This window comes from Ferrovibrio sp. (genome assembly GCF_965278975.1).
Lineage (GTDB): Bacteria > Pseudomonadota > Alphaproteobacteria > Ferrovibrionales > Ferrovibrionaceae > Ferrovibrio.
In genome coordinates, this window is sequence record NZ_OZ257126.1 from 3,840,201 (window position 1) to 3,864,305 (window position 24,105).

The 24,105-nt window shown below is 63.6% G+C and carries 17 protein-coding genes; 8 read left to right on the forward strand and 9 right to left on the reverse strand.

What is annotated here, in order from left to right:
- Positions 1 to 56: 56 nt before the first annotated feature.
- Both ACQY7X_RS18260 and ACQY7X_RS18265 read left to right on the forward strand, forming a co-directional pair.
- The gene (locus ACQY7X_RS18260) at positions 57 to 2,045 is read left to right on the forward strand and encodes an acetyl-CoA carboxylase biotin carboxylase subunit (protein ID WP_428250074.1); all 1,989 of its coding nucleotides are present in this window, start codon (positions 57 to 59) and stop codon (positions 2,043 to 2,045) included.
- Positions 2,046 to 2,057: 12 nt separating this feature from the next.
- Positions 2,058 to 2,642: a biotin transporter BioY gene (locus ACQY7X_RS18265; RefSeq protein WP_428246843.1), complete on the forward strand. Its 585-nt coding sequence runs from the start codon at positions 2,058 to 2,060 to the stop codon at positions 2,640 to 2,642.
- 56 nt (positions 2,643 to 2,698) lie between these two features.
- Here ACQY7X_RS18265 and recG read toward each other — a convergent pair whose 3' ends face one another.
- Entirely contained in the window at positions 2,699 to 4,795 is a 2,097-nt protein-coding gene (gene recG, locus ACQY7X_RS18270; RefSeq protein WP_428246844.1) for an ATP-dependent DNA helicase RecG, read from the reverse strand.
- 75 nt (positions 4,796 to 4,870) lie between these two features.
- On the opposite strand from recG, the gene ACQY7X_RS18275 reads away from it, so the two are divergent.
- Positions 4,871 to 5,137 (forward strand): succinate dehydrogenase assembly factor 2, encoded by a 267-nt coding sequence (locus ACQY7X_RS18275; RefSeq protein ID WP_428246845.1) that lies wholly within the window; start codon positions 4,871 to 4,873, stop codon positions 5,135 to 5,137.
- Between the two features lie 2 nt (positions 5,138 to 5,139).
- The gene (gene mfd, locus ACQY7X_RS18280) at positions 5,140 to 8,688 is read left to right on the forward strand and encodes a transcription-repair coupling factor (RefSeq protein WP_428246846.1); all 3,549 of its coding nucleotides are present in this window, start codon (positions 5,140 to 5,142) and stop codon (positions 8,686 to 8,688) included.
- Between the two features lie 590 nt (positions 8,689 to 9,278).
- Here mfd and ACQY7X_RS18285 read toward each other — a convergent pair.
- Entirely contained in the window at positions 9,279 to 9,803 is a 525-nt protein-coding gene (locus ACQY7X_RS18285) for a PAS domain-containing protein (protein ID WP_428246847.1), read from the reverse strand.
- Positions 9,790 to 10,428 carry a DsbA family oxidoreductase gene (locus ACQY7X_RS18290; protein ID WP_428246848.1) on the reverse strand — a complete coding sequence of 213 codons (639 nt, stop codon included), beginning with the start codon at positions 10,426 to 10,428 and terminating at the stop codon, positions 9,790 to 9,792. The genes ACQY7X_RS18285 and ACQY7X_RS18290 overlap by 14 nt, the downstream gene beginning before the upstream one ends.
- A 116-nt stretch (positions 10,429 to 10,544) precedes the next feature.
- Between ACQY7X_RS18290 and ACQY7X_RS18295 the strand changes: the two genes are divergently transcribed.
- Genes ACQY7X_RS18295 through kefC form a run of 3 tightly spaced genes read left to right on the forward strand, consistent with a single transcriptional unit; the run spans position 10,545 to position 13,742 of the window.
- Positions 10,545 to 11,297 (forward strand): SDR family oxidoreductase, encoded by a 753-nt coding sequence (locus ACQY7X_RS18295; RefSeq protein ID WP_428246849.1) that lies wholly within the window; start codon positions 10,545 to 10,547, stop codon positions 11,295 to 11,297.
- Between the two features lie 15 nt (positions 11,298 to 11,312).
- Positions 11,313 to 11,921, forward strand: a complete 609-nt coding sequence (locus ACQY7X_RS18300) for an NAD(P)H-dependent oxidoreductase (RefSeq protein ID WP_428246850.1) — start codon at positions 11,313 to 11,315, stop codon at positions 11,919 to 11,921.
- 3 nt (positions 11,922 to 11,924) lie between these two features.
- The gene (kefC, locus tag ACQY7X_RS18305) at positions 11,925 to 13,742 is read left to right on the forward strand and encodes a glutathione-regulated potassium-efflux system protein KefC (protein ID WP_428246851.1); all 1,818 of its coding nucleotides are present in this window, start codon (positions 11,925 to 11,927) and stop codon (positions 13,740 to 13,742) included.
- Positions 13,743 to 13,835: 93 nt separating this feature from the next.
- Here the strand turns inward: kefC and ACQY7X_RS18310 are convergent, their stop codons facing one another.
- The 4 genes from ACQY7X_RS18310 to ACQY7X_RS18325 all read right to left on the reverse strand — a co-directional run bounded on the left by ACQY7X_RS18310 (position 13,836) and on the right by ACQY7X_RS18325 (position 18,508).
- Positions 13,836 to 15,356, reverse strand: a complete 1,521-nt coding sequence (locus ACQY7X_RS18310) for an acyl-CoA synthetase (RefSeq protein WP_428246852.1) — start codon at positions 15,354 to 15,356, stop codon at positions 13,836 to 13,838.
- Complete coding sequence (locus ACQY7X_RS18315; RefSeq protein WP_428246853.1) at positions 15,353 to 16,585, reverse strand: MFS transporter; 1,233 nt, start codon at positions 16,583 to 16,585, stop codon at positions 15,353 to 15,355. The genes ACQY7X_RS18310 and ACQY7X_RS18315 overlap by 4 nt, the downstream gene beginning before the upstream one ends.
- Positions 16,586 to 16,662: 77 nt before the next feature.
- Entirely contained in the window at positions 16,663 to 17,661 is a 999-nt protein-coding gene (locus ACQY7X_RS18320; RefSeq protein WP_428246854.1) for a Bug family tripartite tricarboxylate transporter substrate binding protein, read from the reverse strand.
- Positions 17,662 to 17,719: 58 nt separating this feature from the next.
- Positions 17,720 to 18,508, reverse strand: coding sequence for an AraC family transcriptional regulator (locus tag ACQY7X_RS18325; protein WP_428246855.1), 789 nt, complete (start codon positions 18,506 to 18,508; stop codon positions 17,720 to 17,722).
- Positions 18,509 to 18,600: 92 nt separating this feature from the next.
- Between ACQY7X_RS18325 and ACQY7X_RS18330 the strand changes: the two genes are divergently transcribed.
- Positions 18,601 to 19,797 carry an MFS transporter gene (locus ACQY7X_RS18330; protein WP_428246856.1) on the forward strand — a complete coding sequence of 399 codons (1,197 nt, stop codon included), beginning with the start codon at positions 18,601 to 18,603 and terminating at the stop codon, positions 19,795 to 19,797.
- Positions 19,798 to 19,815: 18 nt separating this feature from the next.
- Here the strand turns inward: ACQY7X_RS18330 and ACQY7X_RS18335 are convergent, their stop codons facing one another.
- Together ACQY7X_RS18335 and ACQY7X_RS18340 are read right to left on the reverse strand one after the other, a co-directional pair.
- On the reverse strand, positions 19,816 to 22,908 hold the full coding sequence (locus tag ACQY7X_RS18335) for an efflux RND transporter permease subunit (protein WP_428246857.1): 3,093 nt from the start codon (positions 22,906 to 22,908) through the stop codon (positions 19,816 to 19,818).
- Between the two features lie 2 nt (positions 22,909 to 22,910).
- Positions 22,911 to 24,023: an efflux RND transporter periplasmic adaptor subunit gene (locus tag ACQY7X_RS18340; RefSeq protein WP_428246858.1), complete on the reverse strand. Its 1,113-nt coding sequence runs from the start codon at positions 24,021 to 24,023 to the stop codon at positions 22,911 to 22,913.
- Between the last annotated feature and the right edge of the window lie 82 nt (positions 24,024 to 24,105).

The following is a 24,105-nucleotide window of genomic DNA, read 5'->3' on the forward strand; positions in this document are numbered from 1 at the left end:
AGACCAAGAAAGCTGCCCCGGTCAAACAAGCGTCGCCCACCGTGAAGCCGGGCAAGCTGTTCGACAAGATACTGATCGCCAACCGCGGCGAAATCGCCTGCCGCGTGATCAAGACTTGCCGCAAGCTCGGCATCAAGACCGTGGCGGTCTATTCCGATGCCGATGATGGCGCGCTGCATATGCGCATGGCGGACGAGGCGATCCATATCGGTGCGCCACCGGCTGCCGAAAGCTATCTGGTGATCGACAAGATCGTCGATGCCTGCAAGAAGACCGGCGCCCAGGCGGTGCATCCGGGCTATGGCTTCCTGTCCGAGAATCGCAAATTCGCCGAGGCGCTGAAGCAGGCGGGTATTGCCTTCATCGGCCCGAACCCGAACGCGATCTTCGCCATGGGCGACAAGATCGAGTCTAAGAAGCTGGCCAAGAAGGCCGGCGTCTCCACCGTGCCGGGCTATCTCGGCGCCATCAAGGATGGCAAGGAAGCCACCAAGATCGCACGCGAGATCGGCTATCCGGTGATGATCAAGGCTTCTGCCGGCGGCGGCGGCAAGGGTATGCGCATCGCCCGCAATGACGGCGAGGTGGAGCAGGGCTTCTCGTCCGCCACCAATGAAGCGAAGAATTCCTTCGGCGACGACCGCGTGTTCATCGAGAAGTATATCGAGGAGCCGCGCCATATCGAAATCCAGGTGCTGGGCGACAAGCACGGCAACGTGATCTTCCTTGGCGAGCGCGAATGTTCGATTCAGCGCCGCCATCAGAAGGTGGTGGAAGAGGCGCCGTCGCCGTTCCTGGATGCCAAGACCCGCAAGGCGATGGGCGATCAGGCGGTGGCTCTGGCCAAGACCGTGGATTATGACAGCGCCGGCACGGTGGAATTCATTGTCGGCCCGGACCGCAAATTCTACTTCCTGGAAATGAATACCCGCCTGCAGGTGGAGCATCCGGTGACCGAGCTGATCACCGGTGTCGATCTGGTCGAGCAGATGATCCGCGTGGCTGCCGGCGAAAAGCTGACGATTGCGCAGAAGGACATCAAGCTGAACGGCTGGGCCATTGAGGCGCGTATCTATGCGGAAGACCCGTATCGCGGCTTCCTGCCTTCCACCGGCCGCCTGGTGCGCTGGCGTACGGCGGAAGAATCGCCGGTGATCCGCAACGATACCGGCGTGGTCGAGGGCAGCGAGATCAGCATGTTCTATGATCCGATGATCTCGAAACTCTGCGGCTATGGCAAAACCCGTGAGGAAGCCACCAAGGCGCTGGCCGATGCGCTGGACGAGACCTGGATTTCCGGTATTGGTCATAACGTCAATTTCCTCAACGCCGTGCTGGCGCATCCGCGTTTCCAGTCCGGCAAGCTCTCCACCAATTTCATCGCCGAGGAATGGCCGCAGGGCTTTGCCGGCGCTGATCTGCCGGCGGCGAAGCATCAGGCGCTGACGGCGGTGGCGGTACTGCTGCATCTGCGCGCCGAGCGCCGCGCCAGCCATATCACCGGCAAGCTCGGCCTGCCGGAGAAGGCTGCCAGCGGCGATTGGGTGGTGTTCGAGGGCAAGGTTGAAACCGTTGCCTCTGCTGTCGATGCCGAGGGCGGCTATGACGTGAAGCTCAGCGGCAAGAAGGCCGTGAAGGTGCGCTCCGACTGGCATCCGGGCGAAGCCTTCTTCCGTGGCACGGTGGACGGCACGCCCATCGTTGCCCGTGTAGCAATGCGCCAGGAAGGTTTCCGTATCACCCATGGCGGCGCCGAACTGGATCTGATCGTGCGCAGCCCGCGCGCCGCCGAACTGGCCCGCCTGATGCCGGAGAAGGTGGCGCCGGATATGTCGAAGTATCTGCTCTGCCCGATGCCGGGCCTGGTGGTGTCGATCAATGTCGCGGAAGGCGAACCGGTGAAGGCCGGTCAGGCTTTGGCCGTGGTCGAAGCCATGAAGATGGAAAACGTGCTGCGCGCCGAACGCGACGGCACGGTGAAGAAGGTCAATGCCAAGAAGGGCGACAGCCTGGCCGTTGACCAGGTAATCCTCGAATTCGCTTAAGGGAGAGAAAACATGACTACGACGACGCTTAATCCGACTCTGCTGCAGCATGTCGCGCCCGGTATGAAGGCATGGCGCATCGCGCTGGCGATGCTGGCCGGTTCCGCCTTGCTGGCGATCTCGGCCAAGGTGCAGGTGCCGTTCTGGCCGGTGCCGATGACCTTGCAGACGCTGGCGATCCTCGCCATTGGCATGGCCTTCGGCAGCCGCCTCGGCGTTGCCACCGTGCTGCTCTATCTGGCGGAAGGTTTCGTCGGCCTGCCCGTATTCGCAGGTGCCGCTGCCGGCCCGGCCTATTTCGCTGGCCCCACGGCGGGCTACCTGATCGGCTTCGTTGCTTCCGTCGGGCTGGTCGGCTGGCTGGCCGAGCGTGGCTGGGACCGCTCGCTGCTGCGCTGCCTGATTGCCATGGCAGTCGGCCATGCCGTGGTGTTCGTGTTCGGCGTCAGCTGGCTTGCCACGCTGGTGGGTGTGCAGAAGGCGCTGGCCGCTGGCCTCTATCCCTTCTGGGCTGCCACCTTGGTCAAGACCCTGTTGGGCGTTGCCGTGATGCAGGCCGCCTGGCATCTGGCCCTGAAGCGCCGCAGCCAGGGCTGATACAGCCATCGCAAAGAATAGCCCGGCAGCCGAAAGGCCGCCGGGCTTTTTCTTTGTCAGCCTGATTGCAGATACTGGATCGCGGCGTCGCGCTCGAACAGATAGAGCAAATGCCGCAAGGCCTCGCCACGCGGGGTTTTCAGCGTCGGGTCGCGTTCCAGGATCAGCTTGGCGTCATCGCGTGCGGTTGCCAGCAGATCGGCATGGGCGGCCAGATCGGCAAGGCGGAAATCCGGCAGGCCGCTTTGGCGCGTGCCCAGCACTTCGCCGGCACCACGCAGGCGCAAATCTTCCTCGGCAATGCGGAAACCATCGTCGCTTTCGCGGATGATCTTGAGCCGCGCGCGGGAGGTTTCGCCGAGCTTGCCGTAATAGAGCAGCAGGCAGGAGCCGGGTTTGCCGCCGCGCCCGACACGGCCGCGCAACTGGTGCAACTGCGCCAGTCCGAAGCGTTCGGCATGCTCGATCACGATCAGGGTTGCTTCCGGCACATCGACGCCGACTTCGATCACCGTGGTGGCGACGAGCAATTTGCTGCGCCCGGCGACGAAATCCTCCATCGCCGCATCCTTGTCGGCCGCGGGCATCTGGCCATGGACCAGGCCAATACTGCCGGCACCAAGCCGTGCCTCCAGCTTTTCGCGCAGGGCGGCATGGCGTTCGGCGGCGGCGGCGAGATCGCTGACTTCGCTTTCCTCCACCAGCGGGCAGACCCAGTAGACCCGCTCGCCGGTTTCGATCTTGCGCGCCACCGCTTCCATCACCTCCGGCAGGCGCTCGGCGGCAACAGTGCGGGTATCGACGGGTTTGCGTCCCGGCGGCTTCTCGGTCAGCTTCGATACATCCATGTCGCCATAGGCGGTGAGCGACAGCGTGCGCGGGATCGGCGTTGCCGTCATCACCAGCATGTCCACGCCTTCGCCCTTGTTGGTGAGGCCGAGGCGCTGGCCGACGCCGAAGCGGTGCTGTTCGTCGATTACCGCCAGCCCGAGATTGTGGAAAGCCACATCGCCCTGGAACAGCGCATGTGTGCCGATCACGATATCGATGCCGCCGGACGCCAGTTGCTCCAGCAGTGCGGCGCGGGCCTTGCCCTTGTCGCGGCCGGTGAGCAAGGCCAGCTTCACGCCCAGCTTCTCGGCATAGGGTGCCAGGGTTTCGGCATGCTGGCGGGCTAGGATTTCGGTCGGTGCCATCAGCGCGGCCTGGGCGCCGGCTTCCACCGCCACCAGCATGGAATAGAGTGCCACCATGGTCTTGCCACTGCCGACATCGCCTTGCAGCAGTCGCAGCATGCGGCGCTCGGAAGCCATGTCGCCGGCAATCTCGGCAATCGCCTGGCGCTGCGCGTTGGTCAGCGGCCAGGGCAGGGCCTTATCCAGCTTGTCACGCAGGCGGCCATCGCCGACCAGCGGTCGCCCGGTGAGGCGCTTCAGGCGGCGGCGCACCAGCAGCAGCGCCAGTTGGTTGGCGAGCAGTTCGTCATAAGCCAGGCGCGAGCGCCAGGGCGTGAAAGGTTCCAGGTCCTCGGCTTCTTCCGGTTTGTGCAGGCGATGCAGCGCGCCTTGCCAGTCGCCCCAGCCCTGGCGCTTCTGATACGCCGGATCGAGCCATTCCGGCAGCACAGGTGCGCGGCTCACGGCTTCATCCACCAGCTTGCTCATCACCCGGCCCGAGAGGCCGGCGGTGAGCGGATAGACCGGCTCGACGGCGGCCATGGCCGCAATTTCTGCCGGCGTGCCGATGCGGTCGGGATGGGTCATCTGCGCGCGGCCATCGAACAATTCGATCTGGCCGCTGATCACCCGCGTTTCACCCGGCGGCAGGGCGCGCAGCAGATAATCCTCACGCCCATTGAAGAATACCAGGGTGAGGGAACCGGTGGCGTCGCTGACCGTGATGCGATAGGGCAGGCGCGGTGTGCGCGGCGGGAAATGCTTCTCGACGCTGATCTCAAGCGTGCAGATGCGGCCCGGCTGTGCTTCCGCAATCGTCGGGCGGTAGCGGCGGTCCACCAGCCCCGAGGGCCGATGCCACCACAGGTCCAGCAGCCGCCCGCCGGTCAGCTTCTCGATCAAAGCCGCCAGTTTCGGGCCGCAGCCCTTCAGGCGGTTGATCGGCGTGAAGGCGGGGTTTAGTAGCGCCGGCCGCATTTTGTTCCTGGAAATGCTTGTCGATACCCTAGGGGGCGTACTATATCCTTCAGCACTTTCCCAGAGCTAGGCACCATGTCGGAACCGATTGAAATCCGCCGCAAAAGGCTGATCCACCGCAGCCTGTATACCGGCATGAAGGAAACCGACCTGCTGCTCGGCGGCTTTGCCCGCGCGCATCTGCCGGATTTCGATGCCGCCATGCTGGATCACTATGAGGCGCTGCTGGATACCAACGAGGATCCGCAGATTTATGCCTGGGCGACGGGCCGCGAGCCGGTGCCGGTGGAATTCGACACGCCGGTGATGCAACTGCTCAAAAGCTACACCCCGCCGCGCTGATCATGGCACAGAAGCTGCCCGATATGCTGGGCCGGGCGGGACGCTGGGCCCTTGGCGGCGTGCCGGAAGGCCAGGATGCCCGTCTGCTGGCAGCGTTGGCGCAGAAGCAGCAGCGCGGCCTGATCATGATCTGCCGCGACGATGCCCGCATGGCGGCGCTGGAACAGGCTTTGCGCTTCTTCGCGCCCGACTTGCCGCTGATCGGCCTGCCGGCCTGGGATTGCCAGCCCTATGACCGCGTGTCGCCCAATGCCGAGATCGCGGCGCGGCGCATGGATGCCTTGAGCAAGCTGGCCGGTTCCAGGCCTGAAGGCGGCTGGCTGCTGCTCACCACACTGAACGCGGCGTTGCAGCGCCTGCCACAGGCGGCCTATCTCGATGCCAGCGCGCTCAGTGCTGCCAAAGGCGCCAAGTTGCCGCCGGAAAGCCTGGTCGCCTATCTCAACCGCAACGGCTATACCCGGATCTCCACGGTGATGGAGCCGGGCGAATATGCCGTACGCGGCGGCCTGGTGGATCTGTTCCCGCCCGGTGCCGAGGCGCCCTTGCGGCTGGATTTCTTCGGCGATGTGGTGGAAAGCATCCGCCGCTTCGATCCCGCCAGCCAGCGCACCATCGGCGATGCCGATGGCATGACGCTGGCGCCGATGAGCGAAGTGCCGCTGGATGCCGACAGTATCGCGCGTTTTCGTGGCCGCTACCGTGAACTCTTCGGCACCGTCACCGACGATGATCCGCTTTACGCAGTGGTGTCGGAAGGCCGCCGCCATATCGGCATGGAGCATTGGCTGCCGCTGTTCTTCGAGCAGCTTTCCACTTTGTTCGATTACATGCCGGCGGCACCAGTGCTGCTGGATGCGCTGCTGGATGAAGCAGCCGACGAACGCTTCCGCACCATTGCCGATCACTATGATTCGCGCCGCGCGGCAATGAAATCCGGCCTCGCGGAAGCCGGCTCGCCCTATAAGCCGCTGCCGCCGGATCGGCTGTATTTCACGGCCGGCGAATGGAGCCAGGTGCTGACGAAGCATCCGGTCGGTGCCTTCAATCCATTTGAAGCCGTGGCCGGGCAGGGCGTGGTGGCGCTCGATCTCGGCGCCCGCCCGGGCCGCGATTTCGCCCCGGAACGCGGTCAGGCGCAGCAGGCAGCCGAGCAGAAGAAGGTGGGCGTCAGCGTCTACGAAGCACTGGGCGGCCATCTGGCGAAGCAGATCACCGCCGGCAAGCGCGTGCTGTTCGCGGCCTACAGCATCGGTGCGCGCGACCGCTTGGCCCTAGTGCTGAAGGATCACGGCATCGAGCCGATCGAGGCGGTGGAACTGGCCGCCGATCTGGAGCATCTGCCGCGCAATACGGCGGGCATCGCTGTGCTGCCGCTGGAACATGGCTTCGATGCCGCCGATCTCTGCGTCATCGCCGAGCAGGATATCCTCGGCGACCGCCTGGTGCGCGCCAAGCGCCGCCAGCGTCGGGCCGAGAATTTCCTCACCGAAGCGGCGGGCCTCAGTCCTGGCGATCTGGTGGTGCATGTCGATCACGGCATCGGCAGCTATCAGGGCCTCGTCACCCTGGATATCGGCGGCGCGCCGCATGATTGCCTGTTGCTGCATTACGAAGGCGGCGACCGGCTGTATCTGCCGGTCGAGAATATCGAGATGCTGTCGCGCTATGGCTCCGGCGATGCCGGCGTAGCGCTCGACAAGCTCGGCGGCGTCGCCTGGCAGAACCGCAAGGCGCGGATGAAAAAGCGCCTCAAGGACATGGCCGAGGCGCTGATGAAGGTGGCAGCCCAGCGGGCGCTGCGCACGGCTGAGCGCATTACGCCGCCCGAAGGGCTTTACGAGGAATTCTGCGCCCGTTTCCCGTTCGAGGAAACCGAGGATCAGGCGCGTGCGATCAACGATACGCTGGACGACCTTGGCGCCGGCCGGCCGATGGACCGCCTGATCTGCGGCGATGTCGGCTTCGGCAAAACGGAAGTGGCGATCCGCGCGGCTTTCGCCGCCGCCATGGCCGGGCAGCAGGTGGCGCTGGTCTGTCCGACGACACTGCTCTGCCGCCAGCATTACCGCACCTTCGTGCAGCGTTTCCGTGGCATGCCGGTGCGTATCGAGCAGCTATCGCGCCTGGTGAATGCCAAGGCAGCTAAAGACGCCAAGAAGGGCCTGGAAGACGGCACGGTGGATATCGTCGTCGGCACCCATGCGCTGCTGTCCAAGAGCATCGACTTCAAGCGGCTGGGCCTCTTGATCATCGACGAGGAGCAGCATTTCGGCGTCAAGCACAAGGAGCGGCTGAAGCAGATCCGCTCCGAAGTGCATGTGCTGACCATGAGCGCGACGCCGATCCCGCGCACGCTGCAACTCGCCTTGTCGGGCGTGCGTGAACTCAGCCTGATCGCCACGCCGCCGGTGGATCGCCTGGCGGTGCGCACCTATGTGGCGCCATTCGATCCGGTGGTGATCCGCGAGGCCCTGCTGCGCGAGCATTTCCGTGGTGGCCAGAGCTTCTTCGTCTGTCCGCGCATCGAAGACCTCGAATTCGGCATGAACTTCATCAAGCAGCATGTGCCGGAACTGAAGCCGGTGATGGCCCATGGCCAGATGGCACCGACCGATCTGGAAGACGTGATGAACGCCTTCTACGATGGGCGTTATAACGTGCTGGTGGCGACCAATATCGTTGAAAGCGGACTGGATATCCCGAGTGCGAATACCCTGGTGGTGCACCGCGCCGACCTGTTCGGCCTGGCACAGATGTATCAGCTGCGCGGCCGCGTCGGCCGTTCCAAGCTGCGCGCTTATGCCTATTTCACCTACCAGCCAGGCCGCATGCTGAATGCCAATGCGGATCAGCGCCTGCGCGTGCTGCAAAGCCTGGATAGCCTGGGCGCCGGTTTCACGCTCGCGAGCCACGATCTCGACCTGCGCGGCGCCGGCAACCTGCTGGGCGAGGAGCAGTCCGGCCATATCCGCGAAGTCGGCTTCGAGCTGTATCAGGAGATGCTGCAGCAGGCGATCCAGGATGCCCGTTCCGAGGCGAGGGGACAGAAGGCGGCAGACGAGAAATGGGCGCCGCAAATCCAGATCGGCACGGCGGTGCTGATCCCGGAAGCCTATGTGGCGGATCTGAATCTGCGCCTGCAGCTTTATCGCCGCGTTGCCGATCTGGAAGGCCGCGAGGAAATTGATGCTTTCGCCGCTGAATTGATCGACCGCTTTGGGCCACTGCCCGTGGAGGTACAGCATCTTTTAGACATCGTGGCGATCAAGAAGCATTGCCGTGATGCCGGCATCGCCAAGATCGAGGCCGGGCCGAAGGGCATGACGCTGTCCTTCCGCGACAATGTATTTGCCGATCCGCCGGGCTTGGTGCTGTTCATCCAGTCGCAGCGCGGCAATGCCAAGCTGCGGCCGACGGATCACAAGCTGGTATTGCTGCAGAACTGGCCTGAGCCGGAACAGCGCCTGGCCGGCGTGCTGTCGATCTCCAAGGGCCTGGCGGATATCGCCGACGAAGCCCTGCGCCGGGCAGCGAAAAAGAAGGCTTGACCAAATCAGTAAGGCCGTCATGCCCGCTTCAGGCGGGGCATCCACGCGTTGTTTTCTTTTTCTTTGTTATCTAGGCCCGTTCCCTAATTTTTTATAAAACTGAACACAAGTCGAATATTTCACGATCAATGAGGCGGCGCTTATTGTCACCACCAAAGAAATAATAACCAACAGAAATCTCCAGATATCTGATAATTCATAAGTCGACAAAAGTGGCATCAGTATAATAACACCTGCCAACAATCCTCCCCCAATCTTTGCCCCTTTCCAACAATGCTCGCACTGGCTTGCGGGCTGTGTAAACAGTGTGATCTGGTGGCGCCATATAATTGAAAAACCGAATAGAACAAAAGCGAGAGACACCAGATCCAGTGCAGGTGTTATATTTTTGAGTACTATGCTACTCACGACTCCTAACACTACGATCATGTATCCGAGCCATTTCATACTCGTATTTCTCCGTTTTTTGCTCATTCCTTGAATAACACTTCAGCTATCAATCAATTAAAGAAGTACGTTCAATGTACTGATGCTGTGGCTCAGGCAGGATTTACACCAATCTGTCGCTGGCAGTGGCTGATGTATGACGCCTAGCTTTTCGCGCGCCAGCGTGGCGCGTTCTCCGGGATCACCTGGCCGCATAGGGCCTGGATCACGTTGCTTTCACCATCGACAATCGGCATCAGGATGGCTTCATGCGCCAGGCGGATGTCGCGGAAGGCTATCGGGTAATACAGCCGCATCGGCTTGCGCTCGTCGCGCACCCGGCTCAGGGCCTGGAAGATCACGGCGCGGCGCATCGGATCGGGATGCGCGTCCAGCGGCTTGCCGGTGAGTTCGAAGCCGATGCGGTCGACGATTTCCTGGCCCAGCAGGCGGTAGGTGAAGTAGGGCGGGCCGGGCAGGATATCGAAGATCGTCACCATGCCGATCAGGAAGCGCAGTTTCAGCGGATCGACCAGTTCGCGGCCGGGCAGGCGGTCGCCGTTGCAGGCATCGCGCCAAAGCTGCCAGAGCTGCCGCAAACGCTCCTGCTCGATCACGCCTTCGTCGCAGATCGGCGTGATCAGCTGCGGCGTGGCGCCTGGTTCATTTGGGGGCTCATCCGCCGTCATCGGCTGCCAGGGTCTTGTCGATCACTTCTAGCAGCACTTCCGGCGGCTGGGCGCCGGAAAGGCCGTAGCGGCGCTCGACGATGAAGAAGGGCACGCCGGTGATGCCGAGTTCGCGCGCCATCTTGTCTTCGGCCTCGATCACATCGGCATCGATGCCCTGCTCCAGCTTGCCGAGCACGGCGGCATGGTCCATGCCCGCCTCGGCGGCGATTTCCGCCAGCACGGCGGCATCGCCGATATCGCGGCCCTGGATGAAATAGGCCTGGAACAGCTTTTCCTTCACATCGTATTGCACGCCATCCTCAAGCGCCCAGCGCAGCAGGCTATGGGCGGCGAGCGTGTTCGGCGTGCGCTGGATGCCATCGAAATTGAAGGCGATGCCTTCCTTGGCGCCTTCGCCGGCAACACGGGCATAGATCGCCTTGGCGCGTTCCGGGCCGCCGAACTTGGCTTCCAGATATGATTTGCGGTCGGCGCCTTCGCGCGGCATATCCGGGTTGAGCTGGAACGGCCGCCAGCCGATCTCGAACTCGATATCCGGGCGCAGCGCCATGGCCTTTTCCAGGCGGCGCTTGCCGATAAAACACCAGGGGCAGATGACGTCGGAGACGATTTCGATGCGCATGCGTTCCAGCTTAGCAGAGGGCGGCGTTTTCGGCCAGACGAGGCTTGACCGGGCGGGACGGAACCGGGACCATCCCGGCGGACCATTATCAGGAAACAGTGCTAGGAGAGAGTGTTATGGGTGAGTTGCAGGGTAAGGTGGCGCTGATCACTGGCGCGTCAAGCGGGCTTGGCGAGCGATTCGCGGAAATCCTCAGCGCCGAGGGCGCGGCGGTAGCTCTGGCCGCCCGGCGCACCGACCGCCTGGCTGCCCTGGCCGAGCGGGTGACCAAGGCCGGCGGCACAGCCGTGACCGTGAAGATGGATGTCACTGACATTCCCGGCATCCAGGCCGCTGTCGCAGAGGTTGAACAGAAGCTCGGCAAGATCGATATCCTGCTGAACAATTCCGGCGTCTCGGCCCAGGGCAAGCTGCTCGACGTGACGCCCGACGACTATGACTTCACCATGAACACCAACACCAAGGGCGCCTTTTTCGTCGCCCAGGCGGTGGCGCGCGGCATGGTGGCGCGCAAGATCGAGGGCCGCATCATCAACATCGCCTCGCTGGCCGGCCTGCGCGTGCTGAGCCAACTCAGCGTGTATTGCATGTCGAAGGCGGCGGTGGTGCATATGACCCGTGCCATGGCGATGGAATGGGCGCGCTATGGCATCAACACCAATGCCATCTGCCCTGGCTATATCGAAACCGAGATCAACCGTGATCATTGGCAGACCGAGGGTGGCAAGAAGCTGATGCAGATGTTGCCGCGCCGCCGCGTCGGCGATGTGCAGGATCTCGATGGCCTGATCAAGCTGCTGGCCTCGCCGGGCTCGCGCTTCATCAATGGTGCCATCATCACCGCCGACGACGGCATGTCGGCTTTCTGATCTGAGAGGGGTGCGTTGAGCGAAATCGCCACGATATCGGAAAAACCGCGTATCCTGGTGCTGTTCGCGCACCCCTATCACCGCGCCTCGCGCATCAACCGCGCCATGGCTGCGGCGGCAAAGAGTTTGCCGCAGGTGACACTGCATGATCTTTACGAGCTTTATCCCGATTTCCATATCGATGTGAAGCGCGAGCAGGCATTGCTCGACACGCATGATGTGATCGTCATGCAGCATCCATTCTACTGGTATAGCTGCCCGGCCTTGCTGAAAGAGTGGATGGACAGCGTGCTGGAATATGGCTGGGCCTATGGCAATGGCGGCAATGCTCTGCATGGCAAGGATCTGGTGCAGGCGATTTCCACCGGCGGCCCGGACCACGCCTATCATCGTGAAGGCTATAACCGCGCCACCATGAATGAGCTGCTGATGCCGTTCGAGCGCAGCGCCGAACTCTGCGGCATGAATTACCGCCAGCCTTTCCTGCTGCAAGGCGTGCGCTCCAGAAGCGATCAGGATGTGGCCGATCATGCGGCGGCCTATGTCCGCTGGCTCGACAGCTACCCGCATCCGCGCGATTGCATCGGCTGCGATCAGCCCGATGTGCCTGAGACGGACCGTTGAGCCATGGACGAGCATAGCCTGCTATTCTCAGCTTTGGTCTATCTTGCCGCTGCAGTGATCGCGGTGCCGCTGACCAAGCGGCTCGGCATGGGCTCGGTGATCGGCTACCTGATTGCCGGCGTGGTGGTTGGCCCCTGGGGCCTCAAGCTGATCACCGATGTGGTCGAAATCCTGCATTTCTCTGAATTCGGCGTGGTGCTGCTGCTGTTCCTGATCGGCCTGGAACTGGAGCCGCGCCGGCTATGGCAGATGCGTGGGCCAATTTTTGGCCTCGGCACGGCGCAGCTTGCCGGCTGCGCCCTGGCGCTCGGGCTGCTCGGCCTTGCCTTCGGCTGGCCATGGCAGACCGTAGTGGTCGCGGGCCTTGGCCTCGGCCTGTCCTCCACCGCCATCGGCCTGCAGCCGCTCACCGAGCGCAACCTGCTCGGCACGCCGGGCGGGCGCGCGGCTTTCTCGATCCTGCTGTTCCAGGATATCGCGGTGATCCCGGCTCTCGCCGTGCTGCCGCTGCTGGCGATTGGCCCTGTGGCAGCCGACACATCCGGTCCGCAGGGTTTGCAGGCGGCCGGGCTGGCCATCGCGGTGATCATCGCCGTGATACTGGGCGGGCGCTACCTGACGCGACCGCTTTTCCGCATCATCGCCAGCACGGGCCTGCGCGAAATCTTCACGGCGGCGGCCCTGCTGATCGTGGTCGGCATCGCGGCACTGATGCAGTTTGCCGGCCTATCCATGGCTTTGGGCGCTTTCATCGGTGGCGTGCTGTTGGCAGAAAGCGAATACCGCCACGAACTCGAAAGTAATATCGAGCCGTTCAAGGGCCTGCTGATGGGCCTGTTCTTCACCTCCGTTGGCATGACGGTGGATTTCGGGCTGCTGCGCTCGCATCCATGGGAGGTGCTGGCGGTGGTGGCCGGGCTGCTGCTGGCGAAATCCGCCGTGATTTTCGTGCTGGCATTGCTGGCCAAGATTCCGCGCGGGCAGCTCAGCCTGTTCACCTTCCTGCTGGCGCCGGGCGGTGAATTCGCCTTCGTGCTGTTCGGTGCCGCCGGCACGCTGGGCGTGATGAGTGCCGATATTGCAGCCTTGCTTACGGTGTCGGTCGCGATTTCGATGCTGTTCGGCCCGCTGCTGCTGGTGCTGCATGACAAGGTGATCGAGCCGCGCCTGGTGGTGGTATCGAACCGACCCGATGATGTGATGGAGGACCAGGGCAATCCGGTGCTGATTGCCGGCTTTGGCCGTGTCGGCCAGATTGCCGCGCGCCTGCTGTTCGCCAACCGGATCAATGCCACGGTGCTGGACCATGACCCGGAAACCATCGATGCGCTGCGCATCTTCGGCTTCAAGGTGTTCTATGGCGATGCGACGCGGCTCGACCTGCTGGAAGCCGCCGGCGCCGCCAAGGCCCGCGTGCTGATTGTCGCCATCGACAACCAGGAAGATTCGCTCAAGCTGGTCGATCTGGCGCAGCGGCATTTCCCGAATCTCACCATCATCGCCCGCGCCCGCGATGTATTGCATGCCGTGGAACTGATGAACCGCAAGGTGCCGGTGATCGAACGCGAGACATTCCATTCCGCCTTGCGGCTGGGCGAGGAAACCCTGAAGGCGCTGGGCTATGGTGCCTATTCAGCCCGCAAGCGCGCACTGATGTTCAAGGCGCATAACGAAGCCTTGCTGGCCAACATGCACACCCATTGGGATGAGGGCCTGGATAAGCGCATCACGCTGCAGCAGCAGGCGCGCGCCCGCCTGCAGCAGAATCTCGAAGCCGACGAAGTGGCGGTGCGGGAAAACCGCGAACTGGGCTGGGATTAGCACATTCTCGTCATGCCCCGCGAAGGCGGGGTATCCACGAGTATTTATAAGAAGGAAGGCGTGGATGGCCCGCCTGAAGCGGGCCATGACGGTTTATGAGGCCTGCGTCAACCGCTTGCGCTGCACCTTGCCATTGGCGGTGCGCGGCAGGGTATCGATGAAGCGCCATTCACGCGGGCATTTATAGGCTGCCAGGCGCTCATGGGCGAAGGCATCCAGTTCCTGGATATCCGGCCGGGCGCCGTCGCGCAGAATGATGAAGGCGGCAATCACCGATACATCGGCGCGCACGCGCAGTTCCGTCACGGCGATTTCCTGCACCATGGGATGCTCGGCCAGGGCGGCTTCCACCTCGGCCGGCGAGACGCGGTAGCCCATGGCATTCATCACATCGTCGTTGCGGCCATGGTGCCAGAGATAGCCATCGGCATCGAGCGAGGCGAGATCGCCACCGAGGAACCAGTCGCCGCGATAGACCAGGGCTTCTTCTTCCGGGCGATGCCAGTAGCCGAGCATCAACGAAGGTTCGGAGCGATGCACTGCCAGCAGGCCGGTCTCGCCGTTGGGCAGCGGCTCGGTGCTGTCGCTCTCTATGGGCAGGATGGCGACGCGGCGGCCCGGTTGCGGCTTGCCCGGGCTGCCGGGCTTTATCGTCATGCCGGGGCCGGTGGAGATGTAGGTGGAAATCTCGCTCATGCCGAGGGCTTCATAGAGCGGCTTCTGCATCACCTCCTGCCACTCGGCGAGCAGGGCGGGTTGCAAGGCTTCGCCGGCGGTGCAGCCATGGCGCAGGCTGGAGAGATCGTATTGCTTCACATCGCCGTATTTCAGGATCTGGCGATACAGCGTCGGCACGGCGGCAAAGATGGTGGCGCGGTGGCGCTCAATCAGCTTCGGCCAGATGCCGACATCGCGCGGGCCGTTATAGAGTACCGTGGTGGCGCCCACGGCCCAGGGATCCACCAGGCCGACGCCGAGCGTGTAGGTCCAGTTGAAAGCGCCGGCATGCAGCAGCACATCGCTTTCCTGCAAGCCGAGCCAGCCCTGGTGCATCGGCCGGCGGCCCCAGGCGGCGCGCTGGGCATGCAGCACGCCTTTCGGTTTGCCGGTGGTGCCGGACGTGTAGACCAGGTAGGCCGGATCATCAGCCGAGGTATCGGCATAATCTTCAAGCGGCGCGGTTTCCTTCAGCCGCGCCAGCGTTGCCGGATCCAGCAGCTTCACGCCTTCGGGCAGTTTCAGGTCGCGCGCCAGTTCAGCGGAAGCGGCAACGGCGGCGGCGCCGGAATTGCCGAGCAGGAATTCCGCTTCGGCGCCGGTAAGCTGGGCGCTGGAGGGCAAAGCCACATGGCCGGCGGCGATGGTGGCGAAATAGGTGAGGGCATAATCGGCATCATTGGCCATGCGGATCATGATGCGCGAGCGCGGCGGCAGGCCGAGACCCTGGATGCCGGCGGCGAGGCGGCGCACGGCCAGATCGGCTTCAGCGAAGCTCATGCGGGTTTCACCGGCTTCGCCGACCAGGATCATGGCGGTCTTCTGCGGCCTCAGCCGTGCATTGGCTTCCAGGCAATAGCGCGCGATGTTGAAACGGGCGGCGACAGGCTCGGTCATTGCCGCATCATACCCGGCTTGGCATCGGGTCCCCGCAGATAAAATGCCAGCGCCGAGGCCAGCAGCAATGCTTGCAGCCCGAACACGATGCGGTAGGCCATTTCAGTTGGCTGCGTGCCGATAGGCGTAAGCCAGGCCATCAGGTAACCGGTGAGAATCTGCTGGAAGGCGGCGCCGCCCATGGTGCCGATATTCAGCGTGGTGATGCCGCGCCCAGCCAATTCCGGCGGAAACACGCTGCGGGCATGGGCGAAGATCATCACCGTGGAGCCGTTCATCACCGCCGTAACGGTGAGGATGATGCCGACGGTCAGCACGCTCAGGCCTGAGATCAGCACGATGATGCCGAGGCAGATGACCTGGATGCCGACGCCGACGCCGATCAGCCATTTGCGCGTATTGAACACCCGGTCGAGCGGTCCCCACAGGAAATAGCCGATAGCAGCACCCACAGCCATGAAGATCAGCACCTCGCCGCGTGCCGTGGTGTCCAGCCCATGCACATCATGCAGATAAGGCCCACTCCACAATCCCAGCAGGGAGATGAAGGTGGCATAGGCGGTGAAGATGATGACGAAAAGATACGGGAAGCTCGGGTTGCGCACCACGTCGCCAATGCCGCGGATGGTGTCGGCCAAACTCTCGCCTTGCCTGGTCTTGGACTTGGCGGGAGCGGGATCGTCGCGCAGCACGAACCACGACAGGACGATCAGCAGCACGGTGAAGGCCGCCGAAACATAAAAGGCGGCGCGCCAGCCATAGGTTTGTGAGAACCAGGCCAGGGGCGCGGTGGAAGCGATGACGCCAAGATTGCCAACAGCGATCAGGATGCCGGAAATGGTGGCGAATTTCTCCGGTGCGAACCAGCGGCCGAACAGCACCAGCGGGCCGGTGAGCAGCGCGCCGCAGCCGATGCCGAGCACGATGCGGGCGAGCGTGAGTTCCAGCAGGCCATCGCCATTGGCAAACCACACTGCGCCGATGAAGGCGATGACCAGGGTGGCGATGATGGTGCGGCGCGGACCCCAGCGGTCGAGTGCGATGCCGACCGGGAACTGGCTGACCGCGAAGGTAATGAAGAAGGCGCCGGTGAGGATGCCGAGGTCATCCGGCGTCAGGTGCAGTTCCCGCATCAGGTCCGGGCCGATCACGGCATTGGCCGAGCGGTAGAACTGGCTGATGATGTAGCTCAGGCAGCAGCAGACGAGAATGCGGTACGCAATCGACACATGAGCCTCTTGGGTGCGGCCCCACCGGGGGCCGCACCGCCAGGGTAATGAGATGCAGGGTTACAGGAAACGCCGGATCAGTCGAGCTTCGCGCCGGAGGTTTTCACCACTTCAGCCCAGCGCTTGATTTCCGAGCTGATGAAGGGCGCGAATTCAGCCGGCGTCATGGTCGGGGTATCGGAGCCGTTCTTGGCCCAGATATCCTTCAGCTCGGCGCTGTCCAGCGCCTTGCGGGTTTCGGCATACATCTTCGTCACGATGTCAGCCGGCGTGCCCTTCGGCGCCCACATGGCATACCAGGTGGAAACGACATAGCCATCCAGGCCGGCTTCCTTGGTGGTCGGCACATTGGGGAAGGCGCCGTTGCGCGTCGGCGAAGCCATGCCGAGCGGGATGATGCGGCCGCCGGTGATCTGGCCCGCCGAGGTGCCGAGACCGTCGAACACCATATGCACTTCGCCCGCCAGCAGGCCCTGCATGGCCGGGCCGGCGCCGCGATAGGGCACATGGGTGATTTCGGTCTTGGTCACGATCTTGAACAGCTCGCCCGCCAGATGGTGCGTGGTGCCGTTGCCAGCCGAGCCGTAATCCATCTTGCCCGGATTGGCCTTCAGATACTTGATCAGGTCGGCCAGCGTGCGGGCTTCCACCTTCTGCGGGTTGACCACGATCACCTGCGGCGGCTGCGCGATCACGGTGATCGGCACGAAATCCTTCTCAAGATCGTAGTCGAGCTTCGGATACAGCGACGGCGCGATGGTGTGATGCGCCGCGCCGATGAAGAAATTGTAGCCGTCAGCCGGGGAGCGGGCTGCCACGCTGGCGCCGATGGTGCCGCCGGCACCGCCACGGTTGTCGATCACGATCTGCTGGTTCAGCGCCTTGCCGATCACGGCAGCGAGCGGGCGGGCGAAGGCATCGGTGCCGCCGCCAGCGGGGAAGGGCACCACCCAGGTGATCGGGCGGTTCGGCCAGGCCTGGGCCTGGGCGGCACCGGGTGCGCTGAGGACCGCGAGGGCGGGCAGGGTGAAGGCAATAGCTGCGGCAAGGCTGCGCCGCGTGATGGCCCGAATCATAACGTTCCTCCAGATTTATGTTTTATGTACAACTACTTTAGAGAATGAATGGGGCCGGTCAAGACAAGCTTGCGGTGGCAGCCAGATAGCGCTGCGGCGGCACCCCCAGCGAGCGCCGGAACATGGCGGTGAAGGCCGAGGCGCTGTCATAACCCAGCCGTGCCGCCACCTGCGCCACCGGCTCGCCGCCGGCCAGCCGCGCCACCGCATCGGCCAGCCGGGCGCGTTCGCGCCAGCGGCGGAAACTCAGGCCGGTTTCCTGCTGGAACAGCCGCGCCAGGGTGCGCGGGCTGGCGCCGCTTCTGGCGGCCCATTCTTCCAGTGACAGGCGGCTGCCGGGCTGTTCCAGCAACGCCTCGCAGAGCCGCTTGAGCCTAGCATCCTGCGGCATCGGCAGGCCCAGCGGCACGGCGGGCAGGCGGCGCAGTTCATCCAGGATCAACTGCATGATCAGGCCGGCGCGGCCTTGCGTGTCGTATTCCACCGGCTCGGCGATCGCTTCCAGGATCAGTTCACGCAGCAGTGGCGACACATCCACCACGCGGCATTCCGTCGGCAGTGCCGGATCGGCATCAGGCGCCACATAGAGCGTGCGCATCGCCACTGCCGAAGCCATCCGCACTTCATGGCGCATGCCGGCCGGCACCCAGACGGCGCGCAGCGGCGGCACCACGAAAGCACCTTCCGGGGTGATCACCCGCATCACGCCGCTCACGGCATAGAGCAATTGGGCGCGCGGATGGTCATGCGGCTCGATGTGGTAGCCAGCCGGGAAAGGCTTCGCCATCGCCGCCACCGGGCGGGGCACATGCTGGTAGTCCTGCGGATCGGTGCTTCTGGCGGCCACTGGCAGAATCTCGATAGTATTTGGCAGAACAGATTGAACCGGACAGGCTAGCCTGTCCAGGTAGGAATCGCGTCTCCTCTGGAGTGGTAATCATGAATCTGTCCCGCCGCGTGGTGAACTTCGTCAATATCGGCCACGCCTTCGATCACATGCTGATGCTGATCTTCCCCACCGCCGTGCTCACCATGGATCAGGCTTTCGGCCTGCCCTATGGCGAATTGCTGGCACTTTCTATCGGCGGCTTCATCTCCTTCGGCCTGTTCTCCATTCCCGCCGGCTGGCTCGGCGACCGCTGGAGCCGGCATAAGATGATGACCATCTTCTTCTTCGGCATCGGCAGTGCCACCATGCTTACCGGCCTGGCCCAGGCGCCCTGGCAGATCGCCGTCGGCCTCACCGCCATGGGCCTGTTCGCCGCCATCTACCATCCGGTCGGCGGCGCGCTGCTGGTGGCCAATGTGGAGAAGATGGGCCGCGACCTCGGCATCAACGGCGTCTGGGGTAATATGGGCGTGGCGCTGGCGGCGCTGATCACCGGCGGCCTGGCGCAATGGCTCGGCTGGCGCGCGGCTTTCTTCGTGCCGGGCTTGGCGGCGCTGATTGCCGGTGTGTTCTGGCTGATCATGGTGCCGAACCGCCCGAGTGCGGGCAAGGCGGCGGCCAAGAAGGCCGTGGATGTGCCGCGCGACGTGGTGATCCGCGCCTTCGTGGTGCTCTCCTTGGTCACCATTGCTGGCGGCATCACCTTCAATGCCGGCACCGTATCGCTGCCCAAGCTGTTCGAGGAGCAGCTTCACTTCGGTTCGCTCTCCACCTTCGGCATCGGCCTCACCGCGGCCCTGGTCTACATCTTCGGCGCCATGGCGCAGCTGATCATCGGCAATATCATCGACCGGCTGCCGCTGCGCAGCGTGTTCGTGCCGGTGGCGGCCTTGCAGGCGCCGTGCTTCTTCCTTGCCGGCTGGGCCGTGGGCTGGCCTTTGCTTGGCTTCGCCGCCGGCATCATGTTCGCGCTGTTCGGCCAGGTAACAATCAACGATGCCATGATCGCGCGCTACACCACGGATTCCTGGCGTGCCCGGGCTTTCTCGATCCGCTATGTGATGTCGTTCACCGCCAGCGCGCTCGCCGTGCCGCTGATCTCGTTCCTGCATACCCGCACCGGTAATTTCGAGGCGGTGTATACCGTGCTGGCAGTGCTGGGCGTGTTCATCTTCCTCGGCTCGCTGGCTTTCCCGCACCGGCCTGAGGAGATTGCCCCGGCACCCGCGCAGGCGGCTGCCGAGTAGGAAACAGCGTAGTAAATTTTACTCCGCTGCGTGCGGCGCCGGGCTGTGTCCGGCGCCATGCTCGCCTGACGGCTTGATCGCCATCTTGCTGCGGTCGCGGGCCAGGATCGTGTAGGCGGTCGGCACCACGAACAGAGTCAGCAGCGTGCCGAGCGTCAGGCCGCCGACGATCACCAGACCGATCTGGTTGCGGCTTTCAGCACCTGCACCCATGGCCATGGCCAGCGGCAGGGCGCCCAGCACCATCGCCGCCGTGGTCATCAGGATCGGGCGCAGGCGGAGAGCTGCGGCCTCGATTACCGCCTCGAAGCGGCTGCGGCCTTGTTCCTGGAGCTGATTGGCGAATTCCACGATCAGGATGCCGTTCTTGGTGATCAGGCCCACCAGTGTCACCAATCCGACCTGGCTGTAGATGTTCATGGTGCCGCCGCCGTATTTCAGCGCCAGCAGCGCACCGGTCATGGAGAGCGGCACGGTGAGCATGATGATGAACGGATCGATGAAACTCTCGAACTGCGCCGCCAGCACCAGGTAGATGAAGGCCAGCGCCAGGATGAAGGTGAAGTAGATGTCGCCGGACGCCTGCTTGAATTCACGCGACTGGCCGTTGTAGTCGATCTGCACACCGCGCGGCAGCACGGCGCGCACGGCTTCCTCAAGCTGCGCCAGGGCTTCGCCCTCGGAATAGCCCGGCGCCACGTTTGAGGTGATATCGGCGGCGCGGAGCTGGCTCATGCGGGTGAGTTCGCGGGCGCTCAAGGATTCCCGCACGCTGACCAGATTGGAAAGCTGAACCATCTGGCCCGAGGAGCCGCGTACATAAATCTTGGAAAGATCGTCCGGATTGGTGCGGTCGACATCCGCCACCTGCACGATCACGTCATACTGCTTGCCGTTCTGCTTGAAGCGCGTCACCTGACGGCCACCCAGCATGGTTTCCAGCGTGCGGCCGATGGTATCGACTTCGACACCCATATCAGCCGCCTTGTCGCGGTTCACCGATACCTTGACCTCCGGCTTGTTCAGCTTCAGGCGGGTATCGACATTGGCGAGCGCCGGGTATTTCTCGGCTTCCCGCAGCACCAGCGCCACCATGCGGTTCAGTTCATCGTAATCGACATTGGCCTGCAATACGATCCACACTGCCGGCGAGCGCAGATTCTGCCCCAGCGAACGCGGGTTATCCGCGAAGCCCTGCACGCCGGCCAGTTCGCGCATCTTCGGGTTCAGCTGTGTGACGATATCCTGCTGCTTGCGCTGGCGCTGGTCCCAATGGGCAAGGCGGGTGAAGGAGACGCCCTGCGAGACAATCGGGTTGCCCGAAACGACAAAGCGCGCTTCGGCTTCCGGTATGCCTTCCATGATCTTTTCGACCTGGCGGGCATATTTTTCCATGTAATTGATCGTGGCGCCTTCGGGGCCGTTGAACGAGCCGACGATGGTGCCGCGGTCTTCCACCGGCGAGAGTTCGGGCTTGAGCTGCTTGAACACGAAATAGCTGCTGCCGGCAAAGCCGATGCCGATCAGGATCACCAGCCAGCGCACCTTGAGCGTGCCACCCAGGAAGCGGCGGTAGCCATTGGTGATGCCGTTCAGGATATTCTCAACCACATTGTAGAAGAAGCTGTGGCTGGTTTCGTGCTTCAGCAGGCGGCCGCACATCATTGGGCTGAGAGTCAGCGCGACGAAGCCGGAAACCAGCACGGCTCCGGCCAGGGCCCAGGCGAATTCGGTGAACAGCCGGCCCGTGGTGCCGCTCATGAAACCGATGGGGGCATAGACTGCCGCCAGAGTCAGTGTCATCGCCACAACGGCGAAGCCGATTTCCTTGGCGCCCTTGAAGGCGGCATCCAGCGGCGCCATGCCTTCCTCGATATGGCGGTAGATGTTTTCCAGCACCACGATGGCATCATCCACCACCAGGCCGATGGCAAGCACCATGGCGAGCAGTGTCAGCGTGTTGATGGTGAAGCCCAGCGCCAGCATGATGGCGAAGGCACCCATCAGCGAGGCCGGGATGGTGACCACCGGAATCAGCGTGGCGCGGATGTTGCGCAGGAACAGGAACACCACCGCCACCACCAGCAGCACGGCTTCGCCGATGGTGCGGTAGACCGACTTGATCGAGGCTTCGATGAATACCGAGGTATCGTAGGCGACTTCGGCGCGCATGCCTTCAGGCAGGTTCTCCAGGATGTCCGGCAGCGCCTCGCGCACGCCGCGCGAGATATCCAGCGGATTGGCAACGGCCTGTTTGACGATGCCGAGCGACACGGCGGGCTTGCCGTTGAAGCGCACGCTGACGCGCTCATCCAGCGGCCCGACTTCGGCACGGCCGACATCGCGCACGCGCACCGGATAGCCGTTGACCTCGCGGACAATAATGGCGCCGAATTGCTCTGCCGTGCGCAGGTCGGTTTCCGACAGCACGGTGAATTCCATGTTCTGGCTTTCGATACGGCCAGCGGGTACTTCCACATTCTGCCGGCGCAGGGCGCCTTCCACATCCTGCGGCGTCATGTTGTAGGCGGCGAGGCGGGCGGCATCGAGCCACAGCCGCATGGCATAGCGGCGCTCGCCGAAGATGCGGGCTTCCGCCACGCCGGCGATGGATTGCAGCCGGTCCTTCACATAGCGGTCGGCGTAATCGGTCAGTTCCAGCGAAGTATGGCGTTCGGACGAGAAGGCGATGAACAGCACCGGCTGGGCATCGGCCTCCACCTTGGAAACGATGGGTTCGTCGATTTCCGGCGGCAGCTTGCCGCGCACGCGGCTGACGCGGTCGCGCACGTCATTGGCAGTAGATTCCGCGTCACGCGACAGCTTGAAGCGCACCACCACCAGGCTGCGTTCCTGGCGCGTGATCGAGCGCAGGAAGTCGATGCCTTCGATGCCGGCGATGGATTCCTCCAGCACGCGTGTCACCTGGCTCTCGATCACCTCGGCGCTGGCGCCGCGATAGACGGTTTCCACCAGCACCACCGGCGGATCGATATTGGGGTATTCGCGCACTGTCAGGCGGGTGAACGACACCAGGCCGATCAGCACCACCACCAGGCTCAGCACCGTGGCGAAAACCGGGCGGCGGATGCAAAGGTCGGAGATACCCATGCTCAGCTGCCCTTGATTTCGGTGGCGCGTACATACTGGCCGTCGCGCAGTTTCACCGCGCCTTCCACCACGATGGGTTCGCCAGCCTTGAGGCCTTCCAGGATTTCCACCTCGCCCTCGCGGCGCAGGCCCGGCTTCACCTTGGTCTGTGTTGCCTTGCCATCGATTACGCGCAGCACATAGATGTCACGCCCCGCCGGCACCAGCGCGGTTTCCGGCACCAGCACGGCATTGGCGCGGTCTTCCACCACCAGGGTGACGCGGGCGAACATGCCCGGGCGCAGCTTCTTTTCCGGGTTGGGCAGGCGGGCGCGCAGGATCGCGGCGCGGCCATTCGGATCAATCGCCGGATCGATGGCGAACACGGTGCCATCGAAGGCTGGGCCGGGCATGGCATCGAGCCGCACCCGCACATTCTGGTTCACGGCGATGAGATGGGCGTTGATTTCCGGGATGCGGAAATCGACCTTCAACTGCTCGATGCTTTCGATATTGACCATCGCCTGGCCGGGATTGACGTAGTCGCCGACGCTGATCTGGCGCAGGCCGACCACGCCATCGAACGGCGCCAGCAGGGTGCTCTTGTCCAGCGTCGCCTGGGCCAGGGCGAGGGCGGCTTCATCGGTCTGCAGCTTGGCGGTGGCTTCGTCGCGCGCGCGCTGGGTGCCGGCACCCTTGCCATAGAGTTCCTCGGCGCGGCCGAAATTGGCGCGGCTCAAGGCGATGTTGGCGCGTGCCTGGGCCACCTGGGCGCGGGCGATGCTGGCATCCAGCCGCACCAGCGGCATGCCGCGCTTCACCGGCTGGCCTTCCTCGAACAGGATTTCGGTGACGCGGCCGGCGATTTCGGGCCGCAGGATCACGGATTCATTGGAACGCAGGCTGCCCACGGCCTCGATCTGCTGACGGGCATTGCCGATGCGCGGCACCCGCACATCCACCGGGATCGGGTTGCGCGCGGAACCCTGCTGTGCTGTACCGGCTTGAGGGGCGGCCGCCGAGGCACCCGGCGTCGCCTGGGCGATCATCTCGCGCAGCTGCGGGCCATAGAACATCCAAGCGGCGCCACCGGCTACCAAAAGAGCCAGTACGCCCAAGCCAAAAGCCTTTTTCATCGACGACCTGTTCCCCTAGCGCCGCCCGCGGGAGGCAACGGCAGCGCGAAATTCTATGCAACCTTGATTACTATACTGTATG

Coding starts and splice junctions, on each gene's coding strand:
- ACQY7X_RS18320 (WP_428246854.1), bottom strand. CDS start 17,661: ATGATTCGGGCCATCACGCGGCGCAGCCTTGCCGCAGCTATTGCCTTC.
- ACQY7X_RS18285 (WP_428246847.1), bottom strand. CDS start 9,803: ATGACGGCGGATGAGCCCCCAAATGAACCAGGCGCCACGCCGCAGCTG.
- ACQY7X_RS18310 (WP_428246852.1), bottom strand. CDS start 15,356: ATGACCGAGCCTGTCGCCGCCCGTTTCAACATCGCGCGCTATTGCCTG.
- ACQY7X_RS18340 (WP_428246858.1), bottom strand. CDS start 24,023: ATGAAAAAGGCTTTTGGCTTGGGCGTACTGGCTCTTTTGGTAGCCGGT.
- ACQY7X_RS18275 (WP_428246845.1), top strand. CDS start 4,871: ATGTCGGAACCGATTGAAATCCGCCGCAAAAGGCTGATCCACCGCAGC.
- ACQY7X_RS18290 (WP_428246848.1), bottom strand. CDS start 10,428: ATGCGCATCGAAATCGTCTCCGACGTCATCTGCCCCTGGTGTTTTATC.
- ACQY7X_RS18330 (WP_428246856.1), top strand. CDS start 18,601: ATGAATCTGTCCCGCCGCGTGGTGAACTTCGTCAATATCGGCCACGCC.
- mfd (WP_428246846.1), top strand. CDS start 5,140: ATGGCACAGAAGCTGCCCGATATGCTGGGCCGGGCGGGACGCTGGGCC.
- ACQY7X_RS18295 (WP_428246849.1), top strand. CDS start 10,545: ATGGGTGAGTTGCAGGGTAAGGTGGCGCTGATCACTGGCGCGTCAAGC.
- ACQY7X_RS18265 (WP_428246843.1), top strand. CDS start 2,058: ATGACTACGACGACGCTTAATCCGACTCTGCTGCAGCATGTCGCGCCC.
- kefC (WP_428246851.1), top strand. CDS start 11,925: ATGGACGAGCATAGCCTGCTATTCTCAGCTTTGGTCTATCTTGCCGCT.
- recG (WP_428246844.1), bottom strand. CDS start 4,795: ATGCGGCCGGCGCTACTAAACCCCGCCTTCACGCCGATCAACCGCCTG.
- ACQY7X_RS18335 (WP_428246857.1), bottom strand. CDS start 22,908: ATGGGTATCTCCGACCTTTGCATCCGCCGCCCGGTTTTCGCCACGGTG.